At 35.5% G+C, this 18351-nt stretch carries 21 protein-coding genes; 13 read left to right on the forward strand and 8 right to left on the reverse strand.

Annotation, left to right across the window (positions count from 1 at the left end):
- Positions 1-33 precede the first annotated feature (33 nt).
- Positions 34-2712 carry a CHAT domain-containing protein gene (locus ABN763_RS14260; protein WP_410486162.1) on the forward strand — a complete coding sequence of 893 codons (2679 nt, stop codon included), beginning with the start codon at positions 34-36 and terminating at the stop codon, positions 2710-2712.
- On the opposite strand, the gene ABN763_RS14265 is transcribed toward ABN763_RS14260, so the two are convergent.
- Both ABN763_RS14265 and ABN763_RS14270 read right to left on the reverse strand, forming a co-directional pair.
- Entirely contained in the window at positions 2709-3434 is a 726-nt protein-coding gene (locus tag ABN763_RS14265; RefSeq protein WP_410486163.1) for a tetratricopeptide repeat protein, read from the reverse strand. The two genes, ABN763_RS14260 and ABN763_RS14265, sit on opposite strands and share 4 nt — an antisense overlap.
- A gap of 2 nt (positions 3435-3436) precedes the next feature.
- A complete protein-coding gene (locus ABN763_RS14270; RefSeq protein WP_410486164.1) occupies positions 3437-3997 on the reverse strand; it encodes an RNA polymerase sigma factor in 561 nt (186 codons plus the stop codon).
- A 107-nt stretch (positions 3998-4104) separates the two neighbouring features.
- On the opposite strand from ABN763_RS14270, the gene ABN763_RS14275 reads away from it, so the two are divergent.
- From ABN763_RS14275 to ABN763_RS14310, 8 genes are all read left to right on the forward strand, one after another.
- Positions 4105-4734: a hypothetical protein gene (locus ABN763_RS14275; protein ID WP_410486165.1), complete on the forward strand. Its 630-nt coding sequence runs from the start codon at positions 4105-4107 to the stop codon at positions 4732-4734.
- 21 nt (positions 4735-4755) lie between these two features.
- Complete coding sequence (locus ABN763_RS14280) at positions 4756-5355, forward strand: hypothetical protein (RefSeq protein ID WP_410486166.1); 600 nt, start codon at positions 4756-4758, stop codon at positions 5353-5355.
- Between the two features lie 123 nt (positions 5356-5478).
- Positions 5479-6033, forward strand: a complete 555-nt coding sequence (locus ABN763_RS14285; RefSeq protein ID WP_410486167.1) for a hypothetical protein — start codon at positions 5479-5481, stop codon at positions 6031-6033.
- 27 nt (positions 6034-6060) lie between these two features.
- Positions 6061-6639 carry a hypothetical protein gene (locus tag ABN763_RS14290; RefSeq protein WP_410486168.1) on the forward strand — a complete coding sequence of 193 codons (579 nt, stop codon included), beginning with the start codon at positions 6061-6063 and terminating at the stop codon, positions 6637-6639.
- 13 nt (positions 6640-6652) lie between these two features.
- Positions 6653-7327 carry a hypothetical protein gene (locus tag ABN763_RS14295; RefSeq protein WP_410486169.1) on the forward strand — a complete coding sequence of 225 codons (675 nt, stop codon included), beginning with the start codon at positions 6653-6655 and terminating at the stop codon, positions 7325-7327.
- Between the two features lie 113 nt (positions 7328-7440).
- A complete protein-coding gene (locus ABN763_RS14300; RefSeq protein WP_410486170.1) occupies positions 7441-8157 on the forward strand; it encodes a DUF6623 family protein in 717 nt (238 codons plus the stop codon).
- Between the two features lie 163 nt (positions 8158-8320).
- On the forward strand, positions 8321-8992 hold the full coding sequence (locus ABN763_RS14305; RefSeq protein WP_410486171.1) for a hypothetical protein: 672 nt from the start codon (positions 8321-8323) through the stop codon (positions 8990-8992).
- A 104-nt stretch (positions 8993-9096) separates the two neighbouring features.
- Positions 9097-9735: a hypothetical protein gene (locus tag ABN763_RS14310; protein ID WP_410486172.1), complete on the forward strand. Its 639-nt coding sequence runs from the start codon at positions 9097-9099 to the stop codon at positions 9733-9735.
- Here ABN763_RS14310 and lipB read toward each other — a convergent pair.
- Genes lipB through ABN763_RS14325 form a run of 3 tightly spaced genes read right to left on the reverse strand, consistent with a single transcriptional unit; the run spans position 9732 to position 11397 of the window.
- Positions 9732-10442, reverse strand: coding sequence for a lipoyl(octanoyl) transferase LipB (lipB, locus tag ABN763_RS14315; protein ID WP_410486173.1), 711 nt, complete (start codon positions 10440-10442; stop codon positions 9732-9734). The two genes, ABN763_RS14310 and lipB, sit on opposite strands and share 4 nt — an antisense overlap.
- Positions 10443-10473: 31 nt before the next feature.
- Positions 10474-11235 (reverse strand): hypothetical protein, encoded by a 762-nt coding sequence (locus tag ABN763_RS14320; protein ID WP_410486174.1) that lies wholly within the window; start codon positions 11233-11235, stop codon positions 10474-10476.
- 3 nt (positions 11236-11238) lie between these two features.
- Positions 11239-11397 (reverse strand): YqaE/Pmp3 family membrane protein, encoded by a 159-nt coding sequence (locus ABN763_RS14325; protein WP_410486175.1) that lies wholly within the window; start codon positions 11395-11397, stop codon positions 11239-11241.
- A 101-nt stretch (positions 11398-11498) separates the two neighbouring features.
- Between ABN763_RS14325 and ABN763_RS14330 the strand changes: the two genes are divergently transcribed.
- The 4 genes from ABN763_RS14330 (at position 11499) to ABN763_RS14345 (ending at position 16910) form a co-directional block, all read left to right on the forward strand.
- Entirely contained in the window at positions 11499-12551 is a 1053-nt protein-coding gene (locus tag ABN763_RS14330; protein ID WP_410486176.1) for a LuxR C-terminal-related transcriptional regulator, read from the forward strand.
- 279 nt (positions 12552-12830) lie between these two features.
- Positions 12831-13352, forward strand: a complete 522-nt coding sequence (locus ABN763_RS14335; RefSeq protein WP_410486177.1) for a thioredoxin family protein — start codon at positions 12831-12833, stop codon at positions 13350-13352.
- A gap of 66 nt (positions 13353-13418) precedes the next feature.
- Positions 13419-15107 carry a lysine--tRNA ligase gene (gene lysS / locus ABN763_RS14340; RefSeq protein ID WP_410486178.1) on the forward strand — a complete coding sequence of 563 codons (1689 nt, stop codon included), beginning with the start codon at positions 13419-13421 and terminating at the stop codon, positions 15105-15107.
- Between the two features lie 168 nt (positions 15108-15275).
- On the forward strand, positions 15276-16910 hold the full coding sequence (locus tag ABN763_RS14345; RefSeq protein WP_410486179.1) for a hypothetical protein: 1635 nt from the start codon (positions 15276-15278) through the stop codon (positions 16908-16910).
- Between the two features lie 52 nt (positions 16911-16962).
- Here the strand turns inward: ABN763_RS14345 and ABN763_RS14350 are convergent, their stop codons facing one another.
- From ABN763_RS14350 to yiaA, 3 genes are all read right to left on the reverse strand, one after another.
- Positions 16963-17310: a hypothetical protein gene (locus ABN763_RS14350; protein ID WP_410486180.1), complete on the reverse strand. Its 348-nt coding sequence runs from the start codon at positions 17308-17310 to the stop codon at positions 16963-16965.
- 62 nt (positions 17311-17372) lie between these two features.
- Complete coding sequence (locus ABN763_RS14355) at positions 17373-17789, reverse strand: hypothetical protein (protein WP_410486181.1); 417 nt, start codon at positions 17787-17789, stop codon at positions 17373-17375.
- Positions 17790-17844: 55 nt separating this feature from the next.
- On the reverse strand, positions 17845-18330 hold the full coding sequence (gene yiaA, locus ABN763_RS14360; protein ID WP_410486182.1) for an inner membrane protein YiaA: 486 nt from the start codon (positions 18328-18330) through the stop codon (positions 17845-17847).
- Positions 18331-18351 lie beyond the last annotated feature (21 nt).

Here is an 18351-nt window from a genome sequence, read left to right on the forward strand (position 1 = left end):
CTTTGCTTGTTTTTTGCTATTTCAAATCTGTCAATGACTTATTGCTTAAGTCAAGATTTAGGAAATCGGGAAAAAGCAGCATCATTCATATATTCTAACAAAGATTCTGCGCTATTCTATATTAATAAAGAAATAGACTGGGCGAAAAGGAATAATTATACATTAAAACTTTTAGAAGCACTATCCGATAAATCTTCCATTGCTAGCTATTATAGTGATCTATCAATTCTTCAAAAATCAGTTAGCGAAGAACAGCTGGTTTTTAGAAAACTTCCGGATTCTATAATTTATTCTGATAAAGGTTTCAAATACAAGTGTAAACTAGCATATGATAAAGGACTATATAATTATAAATTGAATAATTTCTATACAGCAAAAAAAGCCTTTTTTTTACTTACAGAGTTAATTGAATCAAATCAAAATGAAGAGATTCGGAAATCATACAATGCCTATTCTACAGTTGCTAATAGCTATTTGGCACTTATGTACGCAGATGAATTAAAGTATGAAGTCGCCGAGGAGTTTTATAATGAAAATTTAAGACTTCATAAGCGGTATAACAGCTCAGAAACTACCGTTTATGATACTAAAAATCTTATTGCTGGGTTAAAACTAGACCAGGGAGATTTATTAAGTTGTGTTAAGATTTGTAGAGAATCTATTTCTTATTATAATGAAATTCAACCCATGAATCAAATTAATAGCTTCATCAGTATCTCGCAAATTCTTATTGAGAGCTATTTAAAACTTGAAAAAATAGACAGCGCGCAATACTTCATCAACAAAACAAAACCATATTTAGAAAAAAGAAAACGTTTTACAAATAGCTTCAATCGTTTACAAGCCGACCTCTATATCGAACAAAATAATTTTAATAAGGCAGAAGATGAGTATCTAAAAATCCTTGCCAATCTAGAATCTACTGATAATAGCTTTGAAAAAATTAGAATTTATTTACGACTAGGCAAATTATATACATTAAAAGAGAATAATGAAACTGCCAACAAAATGTATAATGAAGGACTTTCACTTATAGGAAATGAGGAATCACCTGGCAGTAATTACTTGATAAAAAAGATCGAGTTATTAAGCGAATCGAACAAAATACTATCGGAAAATGAGGATGAAAAGAAATTAAAACGAGCTGTTAACCAAGGACGAGAGTTAATTAGTACAATCGATTTACTAAAGCTTTCTTTTATTAACGATGGTGATAAACAAAATTTGATCAATGCCTCAATCAGCGGAATTGAATACAGCTTGGATGCCTTAAATAAGCTAAATAATATACAAGAAAATGACGAATATCTAGAAGCCGCTTTTCAGTTAGTTGAAAATTCAAAAAATAGTATTCTACTGGATGCGCTTACAAGAAATAAAGCTTCATCATTTTCTGGTATTCCGGATGATCAATTGGAAGAAGAAAAAAGACTTCGTGTAACCATCGCCAATTTACAAAAAGATACATCTGAAGAAAGTAAGGCCGAACTTTTTGACACAAAAAATGAGTATAATAATCTAATCGAATTATTTGAGACAGAATACCCAAGGTATTATCAGCTTAAATACGCAAAAAATACGCCGACACTATCTGAACTGAGGGAAGACCTAGATGAAAAAACGCTATTTCTCAATTTTTTTGAAGGCAATAACGCCGTCCACATTATTGCCATCTCTAAAAATCAAAAACACTATACAAGTATCGCAAATTCCAAAAATGTAAGCGAGCAAATAATTAATTTTTCCAAACTACTGGCTGATCCCAAATCCGATAAGGCAGAAATTAAACAGGTTTCGAAAAAATTATACGACCAACTACTAAAACCATTATTGAAAACTGATTATCAAAACCTTGTTATTGCTGCTGATGGTATTTTACATTCGTTACCATTTGAAGCTTTGTATACTGGTGACAATTATCTTATTAATCAATATGCTTGCACTTATGTAAATTCAGCATCGCTATTAACCGAGTTGAAGTTTAAACCTACCAACAAGGGCGATAAACTACTCGCTTTTGCACCTGTTTTTACAAAGAAGTCTAAAAACAATCAATTACAACCTTTACCAAATAACACAAAAGAAGCTAGTAAGATTGCCAGTTTTTTTAGGGGTGATGTTCTTAAAGGAAAAGCGGCGAACAAATCTAATTTCACAACCATAATAAACGACTACAATATTATTCATCTTGCAACTCATGCTATCATAGATAATGAAACACCGGAATATTCTTACCTCGCATTTTCAGAAGAAGATTCTAAAGAGTCATTATTGTATGTTAATGACTTATATGCTACCAACATCAATGCCAATTTAGTGACGCTAAGCGCTTGCGAAACCGGACTTGGTAAACTGCAAAAAGGAGAAGGGATGATTAGTTTATCGCGCGCTTTTTTCTATGCAGGTGCTTCAAGTATTGCACATACACTTTGGAAAGTGAATGATAATGCTTCTTCTCAAATTATGGAAGGCTTTTACAAAGAATTGGCCAACGGAAAACCAAAAGATGAAGCCCTTCGCAATGCAAAGCTTAATTTTATCGATGCCAATAGTGACAACAATTATTCGCATCCTTATTATTGGGCAGGATTTGTTATTAGTGGCGATACTGCACCTTTAACTTCTAAGAATAGAAAATGGGCTTGGTTTATTATTATACTGCTTCCTACTTTACTGGTTATTTACAATCGCAAGCGGAAAAAAGCAGCTTAATCCAATTTTTCCAGCAACTCCATCGCAGCCTCCTTTTTATAGGTGTTTTTGGCAGCTATTTCCTTCAAGACATTTTTAGCTTCTTTAATATTATCTTGTTTTAAATAAGAAAGCGCGGCATACCAACGTGATTCTTGGGTAAAATCTTCATTTGCTTTGATCACACTTTTAAACGCTATAACGGCATTTTCATATTCCTCATTGGCTAAATATGCTTGACCCAAATAAAAATGAAGATTTTTTAAACCATCTTGTTTATGTAGCTGATTAAAGTAGTTAATCGCTCCTGGATAATCGCCCCCTTCATAGGCTTCAAATGCACTACGCTCTGGTGATTCTTCCCCTCCACTGCGAGTAATGGAATATACCGTATTCGGATACATTTCATAATAATTGTCATATAGTGAATTGCCACTAGGTGCAATATTAGAGCCTATGTAAATTCCCAAAGAAAAGAGTAATGCAATGGCCGCTGCTATTGGCAACCACTTTCGTTTAGAAGCTTTAGCATTATCAACGGCAGCTCTATCTTCTTCATACCGTTGAAGCAATCTCTTTTTATCAGCTCTTTCAGAAAGTTTAATGGCTTGTTGAATATCTTGTTGCAGCTCAAACTCGGCTTTAAAATCTGCATCCGTTTTTAAAAGCGAGTCGAATTCGAGTTGCTCGCTCGCATCTAATTCACCTGAAAAATATTTTTCTAATAAAATATCGCTCTTCATTGCTATTGGGGGTTTATTTTATCCTTCAACGTTTTTAAGCATCGTGATTTCTGACTTTTAACCACATTCTTGCTTGCATAATTTCCGACCTCCATAATTTCATCAATGGTGAGTCCGCGGTAATAAAATAACGTCAATATTTTTTGGCACTGCTCCCCTAAGGAAGAAAAGAACTTTTTGAGTAATAACTGACGTTCACTTGGCGCCGTAATATCAATTTCAAAATCGTTAATATCAACTTCTTCTTTTACCACACTCATCACTTTTTCTGACCGGATGGTTTTATTATTCTTTCGCATTTTATCCATAATCATGAACTTACCTATGCTAAACAAATAGGTGCTTATGGTACTAGTAAACTGCTTGATCTTTCCGCTGACAATATTTTCGTGAAATACGATATAAGCATCTTGGTAAATATCAATTACTTCATCGTCGGTCAGGTCATATCGTTTTGCAAACAATACAAACTTCTCTCTATTGTCTTCATACACTTTTTTAAAAGCTTGTTCTGAGCCATTTTTAAGTGCGTTAAAAAGATCTTGGTCCGTTAGATTACTCATTAATGGTTAGTGGGATAAAAAGTAAACACTTAAAGGTAAAAATTTTAGACAGATGTTAACCTTTTAATTCATCACGACATTAACTAATAAATACAAAAGTCAAAAACATGAAAACCTTCACATTAATAATGGCATTAATGGGTTCTTTCTTGACCCATGCGCAAATAGTAGTAGACGATTTTTCCAGTGGTAATTTGAGTCAGCAACAACATAGTGCCCTAAAAGAAACGAAACTGACACAATCTGGGAGTACGATTTTAAATACTCAGCGCGATGTAATTACACGGATAAAAAAGAATGATGATCGGCAATTGATGCTTACAAAAATCGAAAAGGGTCGTATGGTCTCAAGTATTGGCTATAACATTACCGGGGTAATCGAGCTTCGATATGGCTATAATCGTAAAAAACCATTAAATCTTGACTTAAGTACCTACAAGTATTTAAATATTGAATACGAAGCTAAAAGCAACTTTGGTCGTGTGTACACCAGTATGTTTAGTAACGGCCCTAATCGTGCCTTTTGGCGAGGGGGAAGTAAAACAGAACGCTTTGAAGGAAATCAACGCCCTTTTACACTAAAAATTCCATTAAATGAATTGCAAAAAGCTCAAGACAATTCACAACGAAACAACACTTTTACCATTAAGGATGTTGATCACATAAAAATTCAATTCATCGCTCAAAATCAAAGAGGACTCAATTTTGCAATCACCAAAATTTGGTTCGAAAAATAAGATCTCTAAACATAGACTATTATGAAAAATATCATCATATGTACCGCAATTCTTTTAACAACAATCATGAATGCCCAATTGGTTATTGATGATTTTAAAACGGGAACCATCAATAAAAAAACGTACGGGACCGGTAGCGGTACTGTCACCACGCAATCGGGTACCGGAATCGTAAAAGGTATACGTAGTATCAATGCTAAACTCAATCAAAACCCAAATGATCATGGCTTACAATTAAGTATTAAAAACGGACTACTTACATTAAGTTATGGCTATGATACCAGAGGTACTACCTATGTGAATTATGGCGTAGACAAAAATGGAAAAAACAAACCCATGAACCTTAACTTAAAAGATTACAAAACCTTAAAAATTGAATTTGAAGCGAAAAGCACGGTTAATGGACTTAACATACAAGTTTACACTGGTAATCGCCGCGCTACCTTCGGGGATCATGTTCGTGCACGAGAAGGCAAATTTGTAAAAGAAATTCCTTTGAAAGATTTCAACCCTATTCATAAAGATTTCACTTTTAGTGATATTGATTATATCCGTTTTCAATTTGATAGCCGCAGTAAAACAGGTTGCAATATGGCAATTAACAAAATTTGGGTGGAGTAGCTGTAATCTTTAACTCAACACTCAACTATAAAGACCGAAGCAAAATGCCTCGGTTTTTTTATGGCTTGATGTTAACCTTCCATTACATTTTGCATTAAGAGTAAATAATTAAAAATCAATACAATGCAAACAACTAAAAAAGTATCCTTCGCGAAGTTTACAGGATTATTGCTTCTGTGCTTTCTAGTAAGTTCAAGTAATACCCTGGAAAGGGGACAAAGTTTAAAGCAAATAGCCGACACTTACGACAACGCAATTTGGACAGCACTCATGAAAGAACTGAACAATGGCAAATGCTATCGAATGGACGCTACCTCAAGTAACATCAAGAAAAAAGGAAGTAACGAAGAACATGCCTTTACGACCTTTGGTCAAGCAGATGTGAAAAAAGTAAACAGCTCGACAATTGAGATAAAAAATGTAAAAACCTACTTCAGCGACCGAGGCTTGTTTAGGGGCAGAACTACGAAGGAGTCATTTACAATTAATTGCACGAGCAGGGCTTTTACCGTAAAAATCAAACAACATGATTGGGGTAACAGAACGCAAACTCTAAGGGATGCTACGATTTTTAGAGGCACCAACGGCTTCTTTATTTCAGGTAACTATTACAACGGAAAAAAACTAACATTCGTAACCATAGCACTCTATAAATTAAAGTGTTCTGGTCTCATTTAATCCACATTACTCTAAAAATTTTAAATCATGAAAACACATTTTATAACAGTATTATTGATCCTATTCACCTTAGGTACGACATCAGCTCAAATCACAAAACCAACCATTAAAATTCCACCAAAAAAGGTAAATATACCAGTAGATTTAAGTGGGACACTCGATCTGGAAAAGATCAAAAGTCATATTAAGAATGGTAAATTCTGCTATACGATTAATGTATCATCCACAGCAATTTTTCCTCCAAAGCACCCAAAGCCGGTAAAAGCGGTTGACGCCTATTACAGTAGTACCAGATATCTGAAAGTTGAACGCACCTATTTGCGCTCAAATGGACTGCTATTAAGAAGTGATAAAGGATTCAATCGTAATCGAGGTAATAACTATGAAGTGCTAATTTATCCCGATCGTCGCAACCCTAAACTAGTTAATAAAAATCAGGTTAAAATAACATGGCGTATTCCCGAGTCACAACTACGCACCTTTCATTTACAAAATGTATCGGTACGATATGAACGCCATGGCATTTTGATTACCGGTGATTATAAAGTTGACGGGGTGGTGTTTGGGGTAAGCATAGGTATCATTCCTACCACTTGTCTCATTTAATACCAGCGTAATCATGAAAAATTTATTCATCTTTTGTTTCCTAATGGTAAACGTTGTTGGCAGAGCACAAGAAGGTTGCTCACCTTACTATCCATCAAAAACGGGACAAACGTTAGTAGTTCATCAACTCAATAAAAAAGGAAAGCTAAATGTAGTGACCGAATATAGAATTCAAAGTGCTACTGATTCCATAATCACATTAAATACAGCACTTTTCGATAAAAAAGGAAAAGAAATTGTTACTGGCAATTTTAAAGTCACCTGTTTGGGCGAAGAGACTGTTATAGAACCAGAATCAATTATCGACCCGTCTACTTTAAAGCAATTTCAGAATATGAAATACTCGATTACGGGTGATGGCATTCGGTTGCCAAACACCTTAGAAGTTGGACAGCATCTTCCTGACAGTGCTGTCGAAATGAAAGTCGATGCAGGTATTATGAATATGAATGTATCAGTAACGATGACAGATAGAAAGGTAGAAAGAAAAGAACAGCTGACCACACCCGCTGGCACTTTCGATTGTTATGTAATAAGCTATACCAATACCTTAACAATGGGAACGAGCAAAGCCCAATATGCTACCCAATGGATTGCAAAAGGAATGGGAATGATTCAACAAGAAATACGAAAGGAAAATGGGAAGTTAATTTCAAAAAGCATACTGAACGAAGTTAGAACAGAATAATTCGTATTCCACTTCAAACCTATTCAAAAACCGGACTTTAAGCCGGTTTTTTTTCGCCTACATGTTAACCTGAAACCCTTAACCTCATTAAAGAGAAAACAAAACATATTATTATGAAAAAATCAACAGCAAACCGAAGAGGGTTTATCAACAAATTAGGGAAAAGTATTGCCGTTGGCGCAAGTGTAGGACTCATTGCTCCAGCTAAAATACTCGCTTCAAGCGAAAACATTTCTGCTAAACTTTTTGCCACTTGGCTACATGGTAACGACGGAAAAATGGAGGGTGTTTTTCATAACGGTAAAGATGCTAAAGGTCTCGGAAGTAAATTTGCTGATAAAATTAGAAAGGCAGCAACTGCTGGCTTCGCAAGATCTTCACAAATGGCTGGTATGCCTGGACATACTATTAAACTCCCAGGATCTGCTGCCGCAACCATGTTACCTACTTCTGGAGGTGCGCAATTTACAATCTGGGATAGAGGAACAAAATCTAAAGCCAAGAACGGATCGTTTTGGGTACATTACGCAATACCGACCCCTCTAATTGTAAACGGAGTTAGAGCAAAAGCAGCACAAGTATTAGTCAAATGCGCATCTACTGATGCTAACTTTTTTATAGATCAAGTAGAATTATGGGACGCCAATAAACGTATTCTTCAAAAAAGCGGTCTTAAATTATGGGGTAATGATAAAATGCATCGCTTGGCATTAAAAGCACAAAAACCAGTAATGCATGGTCTTTGTGTATCGGTTAGAGTCAATGGAAATCGCGTTTCAGCAGATCGTATATTTGAAATAAGTGGTGTAGGCATAGACTTGTTTGTATAAAATACTGATTGGAACTTATTAAAATAAACTACACATAATTCATTATAAGCATTCTTCATTCGAATAAAATAAGAACCGAAGCAATTGTGCTTCGGTTTTTATATCCCATTGTTAACCTTTATCCATTCTTCTCATTAATAAGAAAACAATAAAACTTTTAATCATGAAAACAACATTTTTAAAGCTGAAATACTTTTTAATTGCTGGTATTACCATTCTGGCATTTTCTTGTAATCCTGAAGATGGATCTGACGGTATGGACGGTGCAACGGGTATTCAAGGCGAACAAGGTCCTGTAGGACCACAGGGTCAACCCGGCGAAAACGGACAGGACGGTACTGATGGACAAGACGGTGAAGACGGTGAAGATGGTGAAGATGGTGAAGATGGGAATGCTAATGTTCAAGCATCCGATTGGTTTGAGCCTACTGAAGGTTCATATAACATTAACAACCCTCGTTTTAAATCATTAGAGCTCGCAAATGGTATGAATCCAAATACCATAAGTGAAGGTACAATTATTGTTTATTATGATAATGATATTGAAGTGGTAAGCCTTCCAAAATATCAGTTAGATATTGATGGTAATATTTATAAAGTAGTTGATGCACACATCAACCATGCTTCAAGAACATTGTACTTAAATATCGAACGATTTGGAAGTGATTTAACAGCTAGAGAATATTTATGGGACCCTAACGGACCTGCTTATGGTAAAGGAGTTCGGTTCCGATATGTATTAATACCACCAAGTACAACAGGAAAAAAGCAACAACCCAACTTTTCAAAAATGACATACGAAGAGGTCATGGACTATTTTGGGCTGGAAAAATAAAGACGTAACCTCAATAAAGCCGGCAGAATAGTCAGCTTTTTTTATACTCTTTGTTAACCTTTCTATTCCCAATTCATTAAGAGAAAACAACAAAACAAACAATCATGAAAACACTTTTAAACTTTAGATTTTTAGCTACGGTAATATTCGCCTTAATAGCAATTGCATGCAATCCCGAAGATGGTACTGATGGCATGGACGGTGCGCCGGGAATACAAGGAGAGCAAGGACCTGCGGGACCTCAAGGTGAACAGGGAGAACCTGGAGAAGACGGAGTTGATGGTCAGGACGGACAAGATGGCGAAGATGGAAATGCCGAAGTGTATTACAGTGATTGGATTCCAGCTGATTTTCAAGGTAGTTCGTCATCAGTGAAGTTTATGAATATTGATTTTCCTCCTGAGTTACCAAGTGCTTTTTCTATCAAAAACACCCATATCATTCTGGTCTATTTTACGGGGTTTGGTGACGGAAATGTTTACTTACTTCCCGTTTTAAACTTTAGAGGAGCACAATTTACTGCTGGGTTTGGTTCAGGAAGCGCCTCTGTTGAAGATATTTTAATTCGGGCACAAGCATTGTCAGGTGATTTGAATGAATTTCAGATCGATCCTGCAAGAGGCAATCGGTTTCGCTATGTAATCATACCTCCTACTATTAACGTTAGCGGAAAGGGAACTTATCCCAATTTCTATAAAATGACCTATGAAGAAGTAATGGACTATTTGAAATTAGACCTTTAAACCTCGGCCCTCTCGATAAAACTACATTCAAAAAGCTCCTCAAAGTGTTTGAGGAGTTTTTGTTTTACCTCATCTTCATCAACTTTACCTCCCATTTCAACATGAAGCGAGGTAACGGCTTTTTCCTTTATTCCACAGGGAATAATATTATCAAAATAGCCCAAGTCAGCGTTTACATTCAGTGCGAAACCATGCATAGTAACCCAGCGGCTAGCCTTTACCCCCATGGCACATATTTTTCGAGCAAACGGAGTTCCAACATCTAACCAAACCCCGGTTTCACCATGTGAACGCTCAGCCCGTAGCCCGTATTCGGCTAAGGTTAACATGACCATCTCCTCTAAAAGTCGGAGATATTTATGAATGTCAGCAAAGAAATTTTCAAGATCCAAAATAGGATAGCCTACAATTTGTCCTGGACCATGATACGTAATATCCCCTCCTCTATTAATCTTATAAAAGGTGGCGCCTTTCTCTTCTAACTGCTTTTCGTTTACCAATAGATTTGAAATGTCACCACTCTTACCCAACGTATATACATGTGGATGCTCTACAAACAAAAGATGATTGTTTGTTACGAACGAAGTCTCATTACGTCTATTTTGAATTTTGGTATCTACCACCGCTTTGAAAAGCTGTTCTTGATAATCCCAAGTTTCCTTGTAATCCTTTAAACCAAGGTCTTCAAAATGTACTTTTTTATTCATACTACAAAGGTACGAATGTGAAGACATCTTTTTAATCTACTAACTCCACCTCTATATTCAAGCTTTCCGGATCTTTCATCATTTGTAAGAAATCGAATTGTACCGTCATCGTTTTTCCATCCTGACTTAACAATGCCGTTGAGTCTGAAACAGATTTTACACGCTTAGGAAAATGGTATTTTAAAGTATATGATGATCCAGCTAAGAAGGTCTTCATTTGTTCAAGACTATCCAGGCTTTTTTCTAACAGTTCTCTATTTTTAACAACTGCCTGTCGGGTAAACTTGTTATTCTTAAAAGTATAAGAGACCTCTGAGGCTTCAGATGATGAACTCAAAGGATTTGGAGGTGTTGAACCGGATTTAGATTTACCTTGTTGCATATTGCTTGCATCTTGAAAGCTTTTCATTACATCGCCTACTTTACTAATATCTTTAAAATCAGTCATTAGTGTAAACTTCATTTTCTTGGTTTCAGCATTCATGAGCATATGCATACTAAAATCTTCTAACTTCTTTAGGTCCGCCTGTTCTTTTGCTGATAATTTGCTGATACTATCTTTCTTTTCTTCAAATATGTCTTTAAAAACGATTAGCGAATCAACCGACTCACGCTTCTCGCCGTCAGCATTCTCCATTAACTTATCCCCCATCATAGTCATCATTTGAGAGCCATCAAATTTAAAACTCATCTTTCCGCTTCCATCGTCGTTAACGTAAATCTCTTCAGTAAAATTACAAGAGGTAAAAAGAAAGGTCGAGGCAATAAATAGTAGGCATAAAATTCTGTTCATGTATTAGTTTTTAGGGTTATTAAGAATTATTAGGGCGGCGATAACACCAGGTATCCAGCCGCAGATTGTTAAAATTAAAGTAATAATAAAACTTCCGCAACCTTTGTCAATAACAGCAAGAGGGGGAAATAAAATGGATAGTAGGACTCTCCAAATACTCATAGTGATTTTGTTTTAGTGATTGATGATATCTATAAGTAGTTTAAAAGTATGATTTGTTACTTAATTCAGTTAATTTTATTTCATATTATCTACCTCTGTTAATGAAAAAGTGCGCTACTGCAATTCTTCTACTGCTACATATGATTACGTATGCACAGTATGATTTTAGTGGTTACGTTGGTGATGGCACCAAAAACACCACCGTTTACCTTTCATTAGTTGAAGACTACCGTAAGGTATCTAAAATTTCATTATCCCAAATTATTAGAAAAACAGAAGCTGATTCGACCGGATTTTTTTCTTTTAAAGGTGATAATCTGCCTGAAAAAAATCGAATTTATCGCTTACATACTGATGGTTGCAACACAGCTAAAGAAACAATCAATCACCTAACAGAGGAATGCAAGGACAGCAAGCAAATATTATTTATAGCCAATAATAACGATACTATATACTTTCCTCTAAATGATATCAATGAGATTTTCTGCCAAATAAACACTACTAATCCTGTAACGGATGCCATATTACAAACTCAGCTATTAAAAGAAGAAATGCTTTTTGATTTTGCAGAGTTTAGAAGTGATGCCAACCGAAAAATTAATACAAAGAACTGGTTCAGGCAGTTTCAAGATTTTGGCTTTAAAACTAACGAACCACTTGCCGAGTTGTTTATTTATGATTTTCTATCTGATAAAAGAAATGACACCTATCCTTATTACTTAAAGGATTTAAGTAGTAATGACTATTATAAGGCACTGCAATTAAGACTGGAGGAAAAGTACCCAAATGAAGCGTTTACCAAATTATATGTTTCTGAAATAGCAACTGACACCTACAGTCTTACTTTAAATCAAAACAACGACGAATTTAAATGGAACAGCGTAATTTACTTCTTGCTATTCCTCTCCATTGCTGGTAATTTGATATTGCTGCTAACATTACTGAAAATCCGAAAGAAAAGACGGTCAACTCCATTTTCAAAATTAACAAAACAGGAAGAAAAGATTTTCACCCTTATTCAAGAAGATAAGACCAACAAAGAAATTGCTTCGGAAATTTTTGTTAGCGTAAGCACGGTCAAAACACATATTAACAATCTTTACAAGAAATTAAATGTACAATCTCGGGAAGAGATCAAATCGATTAAAAAGTAAATTACCCTAGGCTGTAGGCGTAAAAAACAAAATACTCAAACAAAGCATAAAGTCCTAAACTAAAAGTGGAAACACAAAACCAGAAAAAGAAACTCAGTTTCATAACTCATAAGCATCAAATTTAAGCACTAATAAACGAACACCCCTTATTGCATAATGCTTAGCGCCAACAGCCAATAAAAAATTCAACCGGGGTCTAGACCCTGATTCAACCCTAAAAACAGTCTAAAACACTACTCTTTTTTTCATTTTCGAAGAAGAAAATCAAATCGCTTCAACATGAAAAAAATAATTGTGATTACCTTCTTATTAGTAACTTCTTTTAGCTACTCGCAAAAAATCAACAAAGAAATCATCTCCAAAAATAAGCCGATATTGGTAGGGCAGCTTAATAAAAACGGGTTAACCACGGTGCCCTATAAAAGTTGGTTCAATCTTCAGTACGAAAGTTATGATATCGATAAGGAGTTAATTAATGATATTAAATCTCATATTAATAACTATAAGGTACAGATTTTTATGGGTACTTGGTGTGGTGATAGCAAACGGCAAGTACCTAGATTCTACAAAATACTAGAAAATGCTAATTACAAAATGAAAAACCTGGAAGTAGTTGGTGTTGGTAATGGTCTGGAAAATTACAAAAAGAGCCCAACAGGGGAGGAAAAAGGTTTGAATATAAAACGTGTTCCCACCTTTATTATCTATAAAAATGACAAAGAGATAGGACGCATCATTGAACGACCTGTGCATTCCCTTGAAAAAGATCTGCATGCCATTCTTGTTCAAGCATCAAACTGAGATAAAGAATGCCCTTTTAATTTGGAAGCAAGAAATGTATCTTTGCGCTCTTAAAATTGAACGCAGATGCAACTTTCTGAACAGGAAATTATACGACGTAAAAAGTTAGATGACCTTAAGGCATTGGGTATCGACCCATATCCAGCAAATTTATACCCGGTTTCACATACTTCCAAACAGATAAAAGATGAATATAAAGAAGGTAAAAAAGTAGTTGTTGCTGGGCGTTTAATGGCGGTCAAGGTTCAAGGGAAAGCATCTTTTGCGGCACTTCAAGATAGTGAGGGGCGCATTCAGTTGTATTTTAATAGAGATGAAATTTGCCCAGATGAAGATAAAACAAAATACAATGAGGTTTTTAAAAAGCTTCTTGATTTTGGAGATTTCATTGGTGTAGAAGGCGAGCTTTTTACCACAAAAGTTGGCGAAAAAACTATAATGGTTAAAGACTTTACTGTTTTAAGTAAAGCATTACGTCCATTACCACTACCCAAAGAAAAAGATGGAATCATTTATGATGCATTTACAGATCCTGAGCAGCGTTATCGTATGCGTTATGTTGATCTGGTCGTCAACCCTAAAGTAAAGGATGTTTTCGTAAAGCGGACCAAGATCATGAGCACCATTCGTGATTTTTATAATGATATGGATTTTCTTGAAGTAGAAACTCCAATTCTTCAGTCAATTCCTGGAGGTGCAGCCGCTAGACCATTTGTCACGCATCATAATGCATTAAATATTCCGCTGTATTTACGAATTGCTAACGAGTTATACTTAAAAAGATTAATTGTCGGTGGTTTTGATGGTGTTTATGAGTTCGCTAAAGACTTCAGAAATGAAGGAATGGACCGAACCCATAATCCAGAATTTACAGTAATGGAAATGTATGCTGCATACAAAGACTACAATTGGATGATGGATACTACGGAAAAATTGCTGGAAAAAGTAGCTATAAACCTTCATGGCACTACTGAGGTCGAATTAGATGGCAAGACCATCAATTATAAGGCTCCTTACAAACGCATCGGTATTTTAGACGCCATTAAAGAGCATACCGGTCATGATTTGTATGGTAAAAATGAAGATCAAGTACGAGCTGCATGCCAGGCCGAAGGTGTTGAAGTTGACAATACAATGGGTATCGGCAAAATGATTGATGAGATGTTTGGCGAGAAATGCGAACATCACTACATACAACCAACTTTTATTATTGATTACCCGGTAGAGATGAGTCCGCTTACTAAAAAACATAGAAGCAAACCCGGATTAACCGAACGATTTGAACTGTTGGTAAATGGAAAAGAACTTGCCAATGCTTATTCAGAGTTAAACGATCCGATCGATCAGCGAGAACGATTTGAAGATCAGTTAAAGCTTTCAGAAAAAGGAGATGATGAAGCCATGTTCATCGATCACGATTTTTTACGTGCCTTAGAATATGGTATGCCCCCGACCTCAGGAATTGGTATTGGTATCGATCGTCTTACCATGTTTATGACGGATAGCGCTAGTATTCAAGACGTGTTGTTCTTTCCACAAATGAAACCGGAGCGCAAGCAGGTTGAATTAAGCGATAATGAAAAAGCCATTTTCGAAATATTGAAGAAAGAAAAGAGTATACAACTGGTTAGCCTTAAAGATGCAGCCGGCTTAAGCAATAAAGGCTGGGATAAAGGCATTAAAGGTCTTACCAAACACGGCCTTGCTAAAGTTTCAAAAGTTGATGATATTTTAATGGTGGAATTACAGGATTAATCAGTCAAAAAAAGAATAAAAACCGACCTCAGCGTCGGTTTTTTTGTGCATTAAACAAAATTCAAAAAAATGTTAAAAATTGGGTAGGGTTTTTCACAAGTAGATTGTTTTATAGACGGCGAACATAACCCAAACATTTAAAAATCGTTCGTCACAAATTATCTACTTATGAAAAAAAACTTAATTGTAGCACTTCTACTACTTGCATACGTAGGAGTCAAAGCCCAAAGTTCAAACCTAGACAGAGAGTATTTCAAAACCTCTTATGTATTGTTACCAACCGATCCAATCTTAAATGATAAGGATCGTACCTTCAATGTAAGTGTTACCAACGCAATGAATAGTTCTTCTAGAAGAGATATTGCGCAAAGTCGTATCAAGATCAACGGATTTAGCAAGCTTGACAATAACGGAAATCTTGATATTGATATTGAGATTTTCAATGTGGAGTTAGGAGATATGAACATAGAGAAGCGAGAAGTTGAAAACAAAGACAAAGAAGGAAAGGTAACATCGGTTAGTCGTTACTATAAAGTAGTGTGGCCATACAAAACGTATGCTACCATGTCGGTTAATAACCAATTAATTGGTGAAAACAAGAACTTTACTTACGGTAAGGGAGAAACTTATAATAGCGACGAGTTTAGAAGTTATACAAAAGCTAAAGAATTTTATAACAACAACCGTTATAATCTTCGTGATCGTTTTAAAAGCGATTTCTTTAAAAGCGTTGTTGGTGATATGAACTATACTTTGAATAAAAAGTATGGTTACAGAATTGCTGACAAAAAAGACCAATTCTGGATTCTAGATTCAAGAAAACATCCGGAAACGCCTAAACATAAAGAAATGTACGAACTTATGAAAGAGGCTTTTGCTTCTAAAATGAAGTCAGATGTTGCTACTGATGAGCTCGCTGCTGCCCTTGCACCTGCTATCGAATATTTTGAAGGTGTACCTGCACGTTACCCTGGAGATAAAAAACGTATTAGAAAACTACGATATTCAAGTTACTACAACCTTGCAAACATTTATTATTATTTAGATAATCCTGAAAAAACCATTGAGTACGGACAGATGATTATTGATAACGACTATGATAAAAGTGATGGAAAGCAGTTTATTAAGGATGGTGAATACCTTCGTAAGCAATTAGACAAAAATAAATTAAGTACTCGCCATTTTGAAATAGTAAGTGAAGATCTTACCGGTCAAGCCGAAATGAGTTTTGATGAAGTGGAAGCTGAAGCTGCTCAACCAAGTGAGATGGTAGCGTACTTGATTACTACAAAAAACGACACTATAGCTGCCAAAATGAATGAGGCTTCTATAAAAGACATCGCTTTTACGGCAAAAGTAAGAATGGCTGATGAAGATGGTAATGTAGGCGACAAGTTTTATAAAGCTAAAAACTGCCAGGCATTAGCACTTAGTAATGGTGATATGTATGAGGTTATTCGATTCAAAGAATCTTCAACAAAAGAAGGTGCTGTGGATGTTGGTCAAATGGCTTTAGGTGGTGCATCTCCAAAATTTGCAAAAGTATTGCACAAGTCTGATAAAATTGAATTATACCTTTTTAATAATGAAGAAATCGTATTAAAGCGTCCAGCTGATGAAAAAGGGAAATCGACCTCAGGTACTGGTTTTATATTCGGATTCAAAAAGAAATTAGCTGCTTACGCCGAAGGATGTCCTGCCGTTGCTGAAAAAGCAATGAATAAGGAATTCAAAAATACAGTTGAAAGTTTGACACAATTTTGTGAAATGCTTTCAAAATGCGAAAGCGAAAGTAAACCCTAATAAACTATCCTAAAACAAATCAAGGTCGACAACTAAAGTTGTCGGCCTTTTTTTATCCCATTACGTAATCGCATTGCCGTACCGGTTCGTTAACTGTCAGTGCATTCCAGTCAGGATTCGCTGTATCTAAATATGCATATACAGGGGCTTCAACGTCCTTTAACTTTAAATAAGATCCCATTTGCGTTTTATTTACAAATTGTACACCTAACTTAAATTCAGGAATGTACATAGAAGGAGGAGCATATTGTTTATCTTCCAAAAAATAAACAATAAATCGATGGTCTTCTCCACTGCAGGTTAAATTACCAACTGTGTGTACGCGCGCTCCTTTCCAGAAAACTATTCGCTTTGACTCATGCACAATAAACCGCTCTACCAAAAATGTCTTGTTTTTCATCATTTTGCTTTTTAACAAAAGTAGTAGCAAGATTGCGCGATGACAAGGTGGAAATAGCGGATTTACAAGAGGGATTTTTCCTGTCGTCTCTTTATGTAAAAGGTGATGATTATCGTTAAAAAGCTCAAAACCCACACAAAAAAGCCAATTCCCGGTACATTTCCTCTTTCTCCAAAAATAAATTCTTCGTAACCTAAAGCAAATAGCGATAAACAGCAAGTAATTGTTGCAAGAATGAGTCTTCTTTTAGTTGGAACGGCATACACTAGAATTGACAGCAGAAAAGTAACATTTGCCAACCATGAAATTGCCATAAAAGGTTCGTTGTCAAGAAAACCCGACCAGCCTAATAAAAACCCTAATGCCCCTAAAGCGCTTTTATCAGAGCTAAACATTGGTAAAAACATTGAACCTACATATAATAAAAATGACATACCAATACCTATCACTAAGACTTTATGAAATGTTATCTTCTTCATAATTACTATTTAAAATAATGTCAGTCTGAAAACTCAGACTGACATTTATAAATTTCTATTTTTCTAATTCCTTTTCGTCAATAAACTTAGTGTCACGGGTGTTTTTCTGCACGGCAATGGCAGCAAATAAACTTAAGGTAAACGACATACCGTAAAAACCTTTTTCACTGAGCAGTAAATCGGCATTCCATAAACCAATAACCAAAAGCACGATTGAGGCTATTGTTGTAAACCAACTAATACTGTGATAAATATCCGTAACCGGAATACCTTCTAGCTTATCGCGTACACTTTTCTGCACTGACACCGCAGAGAACAATCCGAACAACAATATGGTAAAATAATATCCCTTTTCATTTAATAACATATCGGCATTCCACAGCCCGATGCAATAAGACACCATGCCAATAAATAAAGCCGCCCATGAGGCTGAAATAAAAGCGGATGTTGGTTTTTGATCATAAACCGTAGCCTTCTTTGTAGGTCGTGTTTTTGGCTTTTCAATAATTTCATCTTTAATCTTAAAATTCTGATTTTCCATTTGTTTGAGTTTTAGGATCCT

Source organism: Spongiivirga sp. MCCC 1A20706 (genome assembly GCF_046524175.1).
Classification (GTDB): domain Bacteria; phylum Bacteroidota; class Bacteroidia; order Flavobacteriales; family Flavobacteriaceae; genus Spongiivirga.